Below are 13,158 nucleotides of genomic sequence, written 5' to 3'. Positions count from 1 at the left end.
ACCACACAGACGTTTCACCGGCGCTGATCAGCGCTGTAACCGATGAAGTGGCCGAGGATGTCCGTCAATGACAAGGCCGCCCTCTGGATGCCATTTATCCTATCCTTTACCTGGACTGCATTCATGTTAAAGTACGCGATTCCGGCACGGTCAGCACCAAGGCGGTGTATCTGGCCCTTGGCGTGACCATGAGCGGCGTGAAAGATTTGCTGGGTATGTGGATTTCCCCGAACGAGGGCGCAAAGTTCTGGTTGTCCGTGGTGACGGAGCTGCGAAACCGAGGAGTGCAGGACATCTTCATCGCCTGCGTGGACGGGCTTAAGGGCTTTCCAGAGGCCATTGAAAGCGTCTTTCCTAAAACGCAAATCCAGCTGTGCATTGTGCATCTGGTCCGGAACAGCTTGAAATTCGTGGGCTGGAAGGAGCGTAAAAGCGTTGCCGCCGACCTGAGGGAAATATACAGCTCGCCAACGGCAGAACTCGCCCAGTCAGCCCTTGAGCGCCTGGAGCACAAATACAATTCCAGTTATCCGCTCATCGCAAAATCCTGGCGAGCCCACTGGCAGCGGATAATCCCTTTCTTTGACTACCCGCCGGAAATCCGGAAGGTGATCTATACGACGAATGCCATAGAATCGTTGAACATGAGCCTGCGCAAGGTGACCAAGGCCAAGGGGGCCTTCCCCCACGATGAGGCCGTTTTCAAAATCTTCTGGCTGGCGCTGCGAAATATCAGCAAAAAATGGACTATGCCCATCAGGGATTGGAAGGCAGCGTTGAACAGATTCGCCATACAGTTTGAGGAAAGGTTTCCAGCTTAATAGGAAAATCGATTACACAAAATTCTGGACATCCCCAAAGATGTTGATAGAATATTTTGTTAAAATAAGGTAAGGGCGATACACGCTACTCGATATTGTCGATATTTGTATATTCAGCGCGTGTATTTCTTCAAAACTTCCAGGAGGAAGTGTGCACATCTTACTCGTGGCAAATGCTGATTCTATTTGGGTACAAAAATATATTGAGAAAGTACTCATCCCCCTCGGCGCACGCGTAACAGTTCTTTCGCAGTCTCACACTGCTTTTTGTGAGTTTTATGAAAAAAATGATATCTGCATCGTTACGACACTTCCCGATACCCTAAGGCACCCTGCCAATACAGCGCCTATCAGCCAACCATTGATGCAACACTGCATGACGGTTATCAAGCCTGTTATTCCCCAAAAAATAAAGCAATTCATACGAAGAATTCTTACGACATACTCCTCCACGAAGTTCATGCAGAAAATATCTCCCCCAGATATCATTCATATGCATTATATTCCTCCAGACATGCAAGATGTCTTTTCTCCCCTCCTGCGCAAATTTACCAGTAAAGTAGTGCTGACTTATTGGGGGAGTGATTTGTTGCGCTTTACAAGTGCGCGCTGTAACGAAGATCTGTTGCAACGCTCGTCTGCTGTAACATTCATGACTGCGGGTTTATGTGAGCATTTTCATAGCGTTTATGGCTCAGATTTTAACAACAAACTTCAGATCATTGACTTTGGAGTTTCCGTATACGATGCCATAGACCTGCTGAAGCAAGCCCCCGAGGCTCAAGCTGAAAGCCGCAGACGCTTTCAGATCCCAGAAGGCAAAATTTGCATCATGCTAGGCTACAATGCCAGTCCTGGGCAGCAGCATGCGGAAATGATTGATTCTATCGAGAGGCTTCCGCAGGAAGTAAAGGAGAAGTGCCATGTTCTCCTTCAATATTCATACAACTATACAACTGACAAAAAATATTACAAATCTATCCGTGATAAATTGCATACAGCGTCTTTTTCCTGGGGCATCATTGATGACTTTTTGGATGACAACCAATCAGCAGGTCTTCGCAATGCCGTTGATGTTTTCATTCACGCCCAGACCACGGATGCACTATCCGCCAGCATGTTGGAATATTTATATGCGGGGGCTATTGTGCTAAATGGTTCGTGGTTAAAATATCATGAGCTTGAATCACGGGGAATCGCTTACTTGCAGTTCGACAACTTTTTTCACCTGAGTCAGCTTCTTGAATCCATTGTTGAAGCCCCTGGCAGGTTTAAAAAAACGGCGCAACCGAACCAAGCCGCCCTGTATGCTTTAAATTCATGGGCTGCTGTGCAAAGCCATTGGGTCGGACTTTATGAACAATGTCTTGAGGGATTATCGCATGCAAAAGTATGACAGAAAGATATGGTTAAATGAAAAAATCTTGTCCGTACAAGAGGCCACCATAAACGTGCTTTCTCCCACAGCCCAATTTGGCGCCAATGTTTTTGAAGGCATCCGTTGCTACTGGAGCGCCTCCACACAATCATTGGCAGCTTTTAAACTTGAAGAGCACTTTGATCGGCTGGAACGATCCTTGAAAATGTTTCGCATCAAATGTCCTTACCCTCGCCAAGATTGGCTGCCATACATTCGTGATATAGTTCAAGCCAACAATTATCGCGAAGACATCGCCATTCGCCAAACAGTCTTTGTAGACGGAGATTCGGGAAGCTGGTTTTCAACAGAGCCCGTGGGCATGTTCATAGCCCCCATTTCCCGCCCCAGAAAAGCAGTGCCTCTTACTACGGGCATTTCGTGCTGTATCAGCTCTTGGGAGCGGATCAGCGAGCGTACGATCTCCCCCAAGATCAAAGTCGGAGCAAACTATATCAATAGCCGCATGGCGCAGATAGAAGCTACAACAAATGGCTATGACTCTGCTCTGTTTATGAACAGGGAAGGAACCGTCGCCGAAGGCCCGGGTTCATGCTTTTTTATGGTGCGCAATGGTGTGCTGATTACGCCCCCACTTTCTGCTTCTGTGCTTGAAAGCATTACCAGGGAAGTTTTACTGGAACTTGGCCGGATGCAAGGAATCTCCGTTGTGGAACGCGCCATCGACAGAACAGAGCTTTATATCTGCGATGAGGCATTTTTATGTGGTTCTGCGGCAGAGCTAACCCCCATTCTTTCCGTTGACGGTTATACCGTTGGTTCCGGAGCCCCCGGCCCGCTGACCACTGCTCTACATGAACAATACCTGCGCGCAGCAGAAGGAAAGCTTCCTGGCTGTGAAACCTGGGTAACTTCGCTACATTAAGCATTCGAACAAAGCATTACAGCAGGGCCAACACAGGCACACAGGCGGCAAGGAACAAGCCATGATGACAACACACACGGTTACAACAATGCTTATCGGCGCGGGGGAGGCCGGGGTAGAGCTGCTGCAAGACCTTGCGCGCCACCCGGAAAACCCCACCCGCGTCGTTTGCGTTATTGACGATGATGCAACCAAAACGGGAACGAATTTATGTGGCGTTCCTGTTGTTGGGGGTCGCGAATGCATTTTGTCCTGCGTTGAGCGGTACGGGGTACACAACATTATTTTGGCCATTCCCTCGGCGGATGTCCAAAGCAGAAAGAATATTCTTGACATTTGTCAACAAACGGACTGCACCCTGAAAACACTGCCCACACTTTCACAGTTTGTTGATCCATACGCCAATATCCAGCTTGTCAGGGATGTAAGCATCGACGAATTACTGGGGCGTCCTCCGTCAATGGTGGATCTCTCTGCCATCACCCGGCATGTGGAAGAAAAAACCATATTAGTAACAGGTGGCGGCGGCTCTATTGGGAGCGAACTGTGCCGCCAGCTTGCCCATCAGCCAATTAAAAAGCTGATTCTTTTAGAAATATATGAAAACGGTGCCTACGATATCCAGCAGGAATTGCTTGAGGAAAATCCCAATGTTCCCTTGGAAATACTGATTGGTTCCGTGCGCGACAAAGATCGCTTAAAACATATTTTTTCTCATTTTCAGCCGGATATCGTCATTCATGCCGCCGCTCACAAGCATGTGCCCCTCATGGAGGCCAGCCCTCACGAGGCGGTTAAAAACAATGTTTTTGGCACTCGGAACCTCGCGGAACTTTCAGATATTTATGGGGTAAAAAACTTTCTGCTCATTTCTACTGATAAAGCCGTGAACCCCACCAACATTATGGGGGCCTCCAAGCGCATCTGCGAAATGATCGTACAGATGTACAACAACCGCTCGAAAACGGAATTCGTGGCAGTTCGATTCGGCAATGTTCTGGGCAGCAACGGCAGCGTTGTCCCCCTGTTCCGCAGGCAGATTGCGTCAGGGGGGCCGGTTACTGTTACCCATCCTGAAATCAACCGCTTTTTTATGACCATTCCTGAAGCGGTTTCTCTTGTGCTGGCGGCGGGCGCCGCAGCGCGGGGCGGAGAAATTTTTGTATTGGATATGGGGGAACCCGTCAAAATCGTGGATATGGCCAAGAAGTTGATCCGGCTTTCCGGCTATGCCCCCAAGGACATTCAGATTGTGTTTACCGGGTTGCGTCCTGGCGAAAAATTATACGAAGAAATCTTGATGGATGAAGAAGGTCTTAATAAGACTGACAACGAAAAAATTTATGTAGCCGCACCGATTGAGTTTGACGAAGACTTTTTTCTTTCGCAGCTAAACGATCTCGGTCGGCTCGCTCATGATGAAAAAGCCGATATCCGCCAGGCCATCATGAACATTGTGCCGACCTATCGCCCAACAGCATATTCTAACTGACAGAAGAGCCATGACCATTGAATACATGTACATCACCAATCGCCCGGAGGTGGCTCGCATCTGTGAAGAGGCGGGCGTAGAGCGTATATTTGTGGATATGGAGTGGATGGGCAAGGCTGAACGCCAGGGACATCTGGACTCGGTCAAATCATTCCATACTTTGGAAGATGTCGCCAACGTCCGGCGCGTACTCACCAAGTCAAGTGTTTTGGTCAGGGTCAACCCCATGCACAAAGACACCGAAGCGGAAGTCGCCGGCTCCATTGAGGCAGGCGCAGACATGCTGATGCTGCCCATGGCGCGTACCGCAGATGAGGCGCGGCGATTCATCGCGGCAGCACAAGGCAAGGTAAAAACGATTTTACTGCTTGAAACGCGCGATGCCGCCAATAACCTTGAAGTCATGATTGACGCTGGCTTTGACGAGATACACATCGGCTTGAACGACCTTTCGCTGGAATACGGTTTGCCGTTTATGTTCTCGCTTCTTGCCAACGGCACTGTGGAAAGCTTATGCACCCGCATCAGGCAACGAGGAATTCCATATGGCTTCGGGGGCTTGGCCCGTGTAGGCGGAGGCAGGCTGCCCACGGAATTCGTGCTTATGGAGCACGTTCGTCTGGGATCATCCAGGGCAATTCTTTCTCGCAGTTTTTGCAATACAGAGACGCTGCCGGATCTTGACGCCGTGAAACATGTTTTCGCCACGGAGCTACCAAAGCTGCGTGATGCTGAATACGCTTTGCGTGGGGTCTCGACGGAAGAATTTCAAAAAAATATGCAGCGCATCAGGGAGTTGTGCCAATGAACCTTTCCATGCCGCTTGTCACGCAGCTCATGCGCACGCACGGCGATGCCTTGTATATTCTGAACAGCAGCCTCTTTGCCCAGAACTTTGTGGAAATGCTTACTGCCTTCCGCAAGATATATCCGGAAACACACATAGCGTACTCCTACAAGACGAACTATATTCCCTCCCTCTGCCGTAAAATTCATCAACTCGGGGGCTTTGCGGAAGTGGTCTCTGAAATGGAATATGAGCTGGCTGTCCGGATTGGGGTTTCACCCACAGATATCTATTACAATGGCCCTTACAAAAAAGAGCCCTTTCTGCGCGAGGCATTGCTGAACGGGGCCAACGTAAATCTGGACTCACTGGCGGAGGTGCGAATGGCGACAGCCCTCGCACGCGCACATACAGACCGTTCTGTCGCGGTGGGGTTGCGGTGCAATTTTGAGATTGATGCGGAAGGCGTTTCGCGCTTTGGTCTGGATTGCGAAGGTGAAGAGTTCGCTCAAGCTCTGGAAATGATCAAACAAGAAAAAAACCTCATCATCACGGGCATTCACTGCCACTTTCCCACGCGGCAGCTTGATTCCTTTCACGCCCGCGCGGCGGGCATGACAAGCCTCTTGCGCCGCCTCTCTCTACCCGAGTTGCGTTATGTTAGCTTCGGGGGCGGGTATTTCGGAAAAATCCCACCAGACTTCGCCACCGTTTTCGGCTTTTCTCCGCCGACCTATGCTGATTATGCCGCCATTGTGGGCAAGGCCATGCATGACATCTTTGGCCCCTCAAATGACGTGCGCCTGATTATTGAACCCGGCAGCGCCATCGTGGCGGACGCCATGAGCTTGGCCGCCCGCGTTGTCAGCATAAAAACTGTGCGAGGACGACATATCGCCACCCTTGCAGCCAGCAGCTACAACGTCAATCCCTCTACCAAAGGCATACGTCGCCCTATGGACGTTTTCCGTGACGAGGCACACAACGCGAGCGGAAACGGTACCAGCAAGTCAATGAAAACTTGGAATATTGTCGGCTATACCTGCATAGAAGACGACTGTCTCTACACCGGATATGAAGGCCATCTGGCGGAGGGTGACATCGTCGTCTTCCACAACGTGGGTTCTTACAGCGTTGTGTTCAAGCCGCCGTTCATTCTGCCTAACGTCCCCGTCATTGATATCGCGGATGGTGCGTACAAGGTGGTCAAACGAGCGGAAACCTTTGATGATATATTTGCCACCTTTGATGTAAACGCATGCACGAAGAGGCAGCAATATCCGACCAAATAGCGAGCCAGGAATAATATCTGTGAAACCAGAATATGAAGCGCTTTTACGGCCGCATTTTGAAAATGCGCCTTTTCCGGAAATAGCGGGGGAAAAACCGCTTGTTTCCATTATTACGCCATATTACAACAACGCCCAATACCTTGAAGAATTTTTGGAGTCTGTTTTTGCACAGACTTACGAAAATTGGGAAATGCTGTTTGTGGACGACGCCTCTCCGGACGGGATAGCCGAGGAGGCTGTCAAACGGCATAATGATACGCGCATTAAATTTCACAGGCTGGAAAATAATAGCGGCGGTGCGGTGGCGCGAACTGTTGGTTTTCATATGTCCAGCGGCGAGTATGTGCTGTGTTTTGATCCGGACGACATTATGCACCCGTGGCATTTGCAAGCCTTAATGGCCGAGGCACTTTCCAGTAAATCCCCCGACATCGTCATGATGAACCTTATTTGCTTTGGTGCAAAAACAGCGCACAGAACATCTGTTGTTCGGACGGAACGCGAACTGACGACACAACAGTGGATTCCGGGGCAGTCGCTGACCAAACGCAAATTATGGCTGGCAACCGGTGGCCAGAGCGCAGCGCCGGAAATTCGCTTTGGCAGTCAGGACTGGGAGTTCTGGCTGCACTGCTTTGAGAAGTGTGCGCCCTTGACAGTGGCCCATGTTCCCCTGCCGACTTTTTTATATCGGCAACACCCGACGGCGCTCTGTAGTAAAAGCGATCATTATGAATACGAGATCCGTTCTCGCATTATTGCGGATCACCCGTCCATTTTCGCCCGTTACGGCACAGCCCAGCAGTTCCTTGCCCAAGGATATGCGAAAACTGTCTTTGCTCTGGCAGTTGCGGGAAAATGGCGAAAGATGGCGCTTGTTTTATGGGAAGGGGGAAAAAAAATCCCCTTTCGTCTCTACAGTATAACGCTTGCACGCTGGGGGGTCCAAAAAGCCAGAACTGCGTTGAGCATCCATGTGAAACGCCCCCTGTTCCGAGCTTTGGGCATCCACGTGCGGGATAATTCATGATCTCGGAGAAAAATACTTGCTACAGATGAAAGAAGAATACAAAAAGCTATTCCAGCCGCATTTTGACGGCCTCGAACTGCCGGAAATTGCAGATGAGCCCCTGGTATCTATCATTATGGGGCATTATAATTGCGAAAAATACTTGCCCGAATTCCTTGATGCCCTCATAGCGCAGACGTATACCAATTGGGAACTGCTTCTTGTCGATGATTGTTCGCCAAGTGGTGGCGCGGAAGCCATTGTGGCTGCCTACGGTGACTCCAGGATTCATTTTGCGCAGCTGGAGCAAAATTCTGGCGCGGGAACAGCTCGAAATGCAGCTTTTGCCATGTCGCGCGGGGAATACATAGTATGCTTTGATCCGGACGACATCATGCACCCCTGGTTTTTACACATGCTGGTTTCCACAGCACTTGATAACTCATCCCCAGATATTGTCATGTATGACCTGCAGTGCTTTGGTTCCAGCCTTGCCGTGTGGAAGGGCGACGTCAAAGATGAGAGGTCGCTCACACTCAAAAACTGGATTATTAGCCAATCCCTTGTCAAGCGTGCGCTTTGGGACGCGACAGGCGGCTACTCCACGGCAGAGGAAATACGCAAAGGGAGTATGGATTGGGAATTTTGGCTACATGCGGCTGAATACGTTTCTCCTCTTAAAGTTGCTCACGTTCCGGTCTGTTTGATGCTGTATCGGCGGCATGACGATTCCATGTCTGCAAAAAGTGATTTTCACGAATACAGTATCCGCAAGCGTATTCTCGTAGATAGACCGACCCTGTTTGAGCGGTATGGAACCGGTGAAACGTTTCTTGCAGAAGGATATGCCATGAGTTTCTATGCGCATGCGGATGTGCGAAGCTGGCGCAAGGCTTTCGCCATTTTGCGAGAAGGTTGGCAGACGCTGCCTGCGCCACTGTTGTGGCGCTCGTCAAAAAAGCCGATTAAAGAGCTTGTCAGGATTGGACTTAGACGATTGGGCCGCAAGTATATTTTAAATCCTCTGGGCTTAATGCCCAAAAATGACACGTAACAAGCACTGGCAAAGCAGTAATGAAAATCGCGTATGTCGCCGCCTTCGGTAACCGTTTTTTCAACGGGGTTTTCCGAAAGATTGAATCCCAACTGGCCGTGTGGAAGACTCTTCCTGGGGTGGAAGTCTCCTTATTTTTTCGCGCAATACCCGGCCTGGACGTCCCTGGTGGGAAGCCTTACCCCATTGGGGGAATGCCCACATGCAGCTACAACACTGAAATATTTCGGGACATTGTCGCCTTTGATCCCGATATTGTTTACCTGCGTCATGAAATCGCGGGTCCGCAGATTTTACAAATTGCCAAACGGTTTTCAGGAAAAATCATTCTTGAAATCAACGCTGATATTGACGCAGAATTAAAGCTGGAAAGTCAGGCTTCGCTGAAGCGTCGCGCCGCTTTTTGGATCAATAAAGCAACTTCGGGCTATCTGGAAAAGCATCTCGGTGGCTGTGTTTGTGTTTCTTCCAATTTTATCAAGCTGTTTCCCCGCGTGCCTTGTGAGCGAAAAATAGTTTCTCCAAATGTTATCGACCTTGCACAGCATCCGGTGTGTAAGCGTGTCCCCACTGCGACAGAGCGAACCGCGCTGCTTTTTATGGGCACGCCAAGCCAAGCGTGGCATGGTGTGGATATGTTGCCACGTCTGGCTCGCAGCCTGCCCGAATATGATTTTCATGTTGTGGGGCCGGATGCGCTTGCGGATGCTCCCCCCAATATGAGTTTTTATGGCTATTTGCCTCCTTCCCAATTGTCCCGGCTTTATGCTCGTAGCCACATTGGCATTGGATCTCTGGCTTTTTTCAGAAAAAATATTTCTGAAGCCAGCCCTCTTAAGGTTCGAGAGTACATCGCAGCAGGATTGCCAGTAATCTTGGGGTGCCAGGACAGTGCTTTTTTAGATCATACTCCCTCATGGGTTTGCTACACGCCCTCCAGTGAATGGGGCGGCGACAAGCCAGAAATTTTGATGAAATTGCGTAGTTTTGTGGCGGAGAATGCAACAAAAATAGTCTCGCACCAGGAAAGTACACCGTATATTGACGCTGTTTCCTTCGAAAAAAGAAAAATAGCTACGTTGCAGAGTTGGTTTTCTTCATCTCAATAGATCTGGCAATAGCCCAAATTCGAAAATCAAACCGACTTTAACATAATTTTAGATCCTTGAATCCCACGTTAGGTATGTGGTCTGTTCTTGTTTTTTCTGTGTGTTGGAGCCAGTGGATAAAAATAAGACGCTGGCATATAGCTCTTTGCCCTGCGGGCCAAATCGCTCTTGGGCGAGAATAAGCCATGGTCAAAAAAAAGGAAATTTTATATACTCATACATTGACAAACAAGCCATCCACATAAATTTTACATTAAACTTTTCGCTGGATGTTGCTCTACGATGAATTATCATTTGACTTCAAAAGGAACTCTGCATGGAATTTGTAGACTTGAAAGCCCAACAGGTTCGCATAAAAAACAGTATCGACACACGCATCGCCACTGTACTTGAGCATGGGCAATATATTATGGGCCCTGAAGTTTCTGAGCTCGAAACAAAGCTTGCCGCATTCATTGGAGCCGAACACTGCATTGGCTGTGCATCTGGTACCAATGCTCTGGAACTTGTCCTTGCGGCCTGGAACATTGGGGAAGGTGATGCTGTTTTTACAACACCACTTTCTTTTATTTCCACGGCTGAAGCGATTGCAAAAACGGGTGCCATCCCCATTTTTATCGATATTTGCCCAGATACATATAACCTGGACGTCACCCGTTTGAACGCAGCCATATGCGCCGTTCAAGCACAAGACAGATCGCTACACCCGCTACCGCAAGCCGCTATGGAGCGAGCATTGCAACCACGGGCCGTTGTGGTTGTGGATCTCTTTGGCAACCCGGCAGACTACGATGCCCTGTTGCCCATCGCAAAAACGCATAATCTGCGTGTGCTTGAAGACGGCGCGCAGGGCTTTGGCGGGCGCTACAAAAGCTCCAAACTTTGCAACTGTGGTTGCCATGCCGCAACCACCAGTTTTTTTCCGGCCAAACCTCTGGGTTGTTATGGCGACGGGGGTGCCGTTTTTACCAATGATGCCGAACTGGCTGCAATTGTGGATTCTTTGCGCTATCACGGAAGGGTTGACGCCCAGAATAAAAACGACAATATACGTTTGGGTTACAACGGTAGACTTGACACGCTCCAGGCAGCCATTCTTCTTGCAAAACTAGAAATCTTTGCTGACGAACTGAGATTGCGCGAAGAGGTCGCCAACCGTTACACAGCCCTGTTACAAAAAGCTTCCCCCAATATTGTTACCCCACAAATCACTGCCGGAGGGTTCAGCACCTGGGCGCAATATACGGTTCGCTTGCCTGAGCAGGCTGACAGGTCTGCGGTCATGCGATCTTTAAAACAAAAAGCTATTCCCACGACAATAAACTACCCCAAGGGAATGCATTCGCAAGGTTGCCTTGCATCTCTTGGCTATGCCCCGGATGATTTTCCCCATACTCAAGCTGCGTGCGCCAATGTATTATCGCTGCCCATGCACCCATATCTCACTGAAAATGACCAATATTTAGTCGTAAATGCGCTCATTACAGCTTGCGGAGGCTCCTTATGATTCGTGTCGCTCTTGTTGGTTGCGGTCGTATTTCCGTTCGCCACTGTGAACTGCTTGGTGGTGGAAAAATTCAGCACGCCAGTCTCGCTTGCGTTTGCGATATTAATCCCGAACGAGCCCAGGCCCGTGGGGAACAATGGAGCGTGCCATGGTTTACCGATATGCACGAGATGATGCAAACCATGGGGGAACAAATTAACCTTGTGGCCGTACTGACAGAAAGCGGAAACCATGCCAACCACACCGTTGAATTGGCACAATACCAAAAGCATATTTTGGTTGAAAAGCCCATGGCTCTAACCCTGGATGATGCAGACAAAATGATCAAAGTCTGCGACCAGGCTGGAATCAAGCTTTTTGTGGTTAAACAGAATCGCTTTAATGTCCCTGTTCAGCATGCCCGAAAGGCTCTTCTGGCAGGGCGCTTTGGCAAGCTTGTCATGGGCAGTGTTCGTGTTCGCTGGTGCCGGCCACAACGCTACTATGATCAAGATGCGTGGCGCGGAACCTGGGCCCTCGATGGCGGAGTTTTGACCAATCAGGCCAGTCATCATGTTGACTTGCTGGAATGGATGCTGGGTGATGTCGAAAGTGTTTTCGCCAAAAGCCGTACAGCGTTGGTAAATATAGAAGCAGAAGATACGGCAATAGCGCTGCTTAAATTTCGTAATGGCGCACTTGGCATCATCGAAGCGACCACCGCCACGCGACCCAAAGACCTGGAAGGCTCTCTTTCTGTTCTGGGAGAAAAGGGAAGCGTTGTCATCGGTGGATTTGCTGTCAACAAAATGGAAACATGGCAATTTGATCCTTCGCTTCCCGAAGATGAAGATGTGATGGAAAAATACTCCGTCAATCCCCCGGATGTATATGGGTTTGGGCATAAAGCATATTATGACCACGTAGTTTCATGCCTTGAAGACAACAAATCCTTGTTGGTAGACGGATTGGAAGGCCGCAAAAGCTTGGAACTCATTATGGCCATCTATGAATCCATTGAAACAAATAAAGAGGTTTTTTTACATTTTTCGCCTCAAAAATGTCGCTTGGGGCATAAGGAATAGGCAAACAGCATGCCATATTTTTCCCACGTCAGTGCGCACGTTGACCCTGGCGCTAAAATTGGAGACGGAACAAACATATGGCATTTTTGCCATATCAGAAGCACGGCAACCATTGGAAACAACTGTAACATAGGGCAAAATGTTTTTGTCGATGCAGAAGCCAGCATTGGAAACCGGTGTAAAATACAAAATAACGTCAGCATTTACATGGGTGTCATACTTGAAGATGACGTGTTTTGTGGCCCCAGCATGGTTTTTACCAACGTCATCAATCCGCGGGCCCATATTAAAAAGATTGACCAGCGCCTGGAGACCAGAGTCAAAAGAGGGGCGACTTTAGGCGCCAATAGCACAATTGTTTGTGGGGTAACAATTGGGGAATTCGCCTTTGTTGGAGCTGGAGCCGTTGTAACCCGGGATGTTCCAGCTCACGCTTTGGTTTTTGGCAGTCCGGCCAAAATCCAGGGATGGGTGTGCGCTTGCGGTGAGAAGCTGAATGCAGAATTGACCTGTCCCTTTTGCAATAAGAAGTACATCAAGCGCGATGGTGGGTTGGCAGAAGCAAACGCTAACTGATTACGAAAGATAAAAACCTGTCTTCTCTGAACAGAAGCCAGGTCGCGCTATGCCCTCTTAATGTGTTTAAGGGCATACCCCATGGAAGATCTATGCAACGTCATTTTTCTCTTTTGTTGGCTACAGTTGGAAGATTTCATGAAC

At 49.2% G+C, this 13,158-nt stretch carries 11 protein-coding genes and 1 pseudogene; all 12 read left to right on the top strand.

The genetic code is table 11. The features are described from left to right. Positions 1 to 821, top strand: a pseudogene (locus tag QZ377_RS08470) (IS256 family transposase); the annotation flags it as partial. A gap of 151 nt (positions 822 to 972) precedes the next feature. Further along, positions 973 to 2,217 (top strand): glycosyltransferase, encoded by a 1,245-nt coding sequence (locus QZ377_RS08465; protein WP_291440725.1) that lies wholly within the window; start codon positions 973 to 975, stop codon positions 2,215 to 2,217. Continuing rightward, on the top strand, positions 2,204 to 3,124 hold the full coding sequence (locus tag QZ377_RS08460) for a branched-chain amino acid transaminase (RefSeq protein WP_291440724.1): 921 nt from the start codon (positions 2,204 to 2,206) through the stop codon (positions 3,122 to 3,124). Before QZ377_RS08465 ends, QZ377_RS08460 begins: the two co-directional genes overlap by 14 nt. Before the next feature lie 61 nt (positions 3,125 to 3,185). Beyond that, the gene (locus QZ377_RS08455) at positions 3,186 to 4,616 is read left to right on the top strand and encodes a nucleoside-diphosphate sugar epimerase/dehydratase (protein WP_291440723.1); all 1,431 of its coding nucleotides are present in this window, start codon (positions 3,186 to 3,188) and stop codon (positions 4,614 to 4,616) included. Between the two features lie 10 nt (positions 4,617 to 4,626). Further along, complete coding sequence (locus QZ377_RS08450; RefSeq protein ID WP_291440722.1) at positions 4,627 to 5,424, top strand: aldolase/citrate lyase family protein; 798 nt, start codon at positions 4,627 to 4,629, stop codon at positions 5,422 to 5,424. Next, positions 5,421 to 6,695 carry an alanine racemase gene (locus tag QZ377_RS08445; protein WP_291440721.1) on the top strand — a complete coding sequence of 425 codons (1,275 nt, stop codon included), beginning with the start codon at positions 5,421 to 5,423 and terminating at the stop codon, positions 6,693 to 6,695. The genes QZ377_RS08450 and QZ377_RS08445 overlap by 4 nt, the downstream gene beginning before the upstream one ends. 19 nt (positions 6,696 to 6,714) lie before the next feature. Beyond that, a complete protein-coding gene (locus QZ377_RS08440) occupies positions 6,715 to 7,725 on the top strand; it encodes a glycosyltransferase family A protein (protein ID WP_291440720.1) in 1,011 nt (336 codons plus the stop codon). A gap of 25 nt (positions 7,726 to 7,750) precedes the next feature. Beyond that, positions 7,751 to 8,758, top strand: coding sequence for a glycosyltransferase (locus tag QZ377_RS08435; RefSeq protein ID WP_291440719.1), 1,008 nt, complete (start codon positions 7,751 to 7,753; stop codon positions 8,756 to 8,758). A gap of 20 nt (positions 8,759 to 8,778) precedes the next feature. Beyond that, entirely contained in the window at positions 8,779 to 9,867 is a 1,089-nt protein-coding gene (locus QZ377_RS08430; protein ID WP_291440718.1) for a glycosyltransferase, read from the top strand. A gap of 316 nt (positions 9,868 to 10,183) precedes the next feature. Beyond that, positions 10,184 to 11,374, top strand: a complete 1,191-nt coding sequence (locus QZ377_RS08425; protein ID WP_291440717.1) for a DegT/DnrJ/EryC1/StrS aminotransferase family protein — start codon at positions 10,184 to 10,186, stop codon at positions 11,372 to 11,374. After that, on the top strand, positions 11,371 to 12,438 hold the full coding sequence (locus QZ377_RS08420; protein ID WP_291440716.1) for a Gfo/Idh/MocA family oxidoreductase: 1,068 nt from the start codon (positions 11,371 to 11,373) through the stop codon (positions 12,436 to 12,438). The genes QZ377_RS08425 and QZ377_RS08420 overlap by 4 nt, the downstream gene beginning before the upstream one ends. A gap of 9 nt (positions 12,439 to 12,447) precedes the next feature. Beyond that, complete coding sequence (locus QZ377_RS08415; protein WP_291440715.1) at positions 12,448 to 13,014, top strand: acyltransferase; 567 nt, start codon at positions 12,448 to 12,450, stop codon at positions 13,012 to 13,014. Positions 13,015 to 13,158: the final 144 nt, after the last annotated feature.

It is taken from the genome of Desulfovibrio sp. (genome assembly GCF_019424165.1).
Lineage (GTDB): Bacteria > Desulfobacterota > Desulfovibrionia > Desulfovibrionales > Desulfovibrionaceae > Desulfovibrio.
Note: the sequence above shows the minus strand (reverse complement) of the source record. Positions and strands in the feature narration are given on the sequence as shown.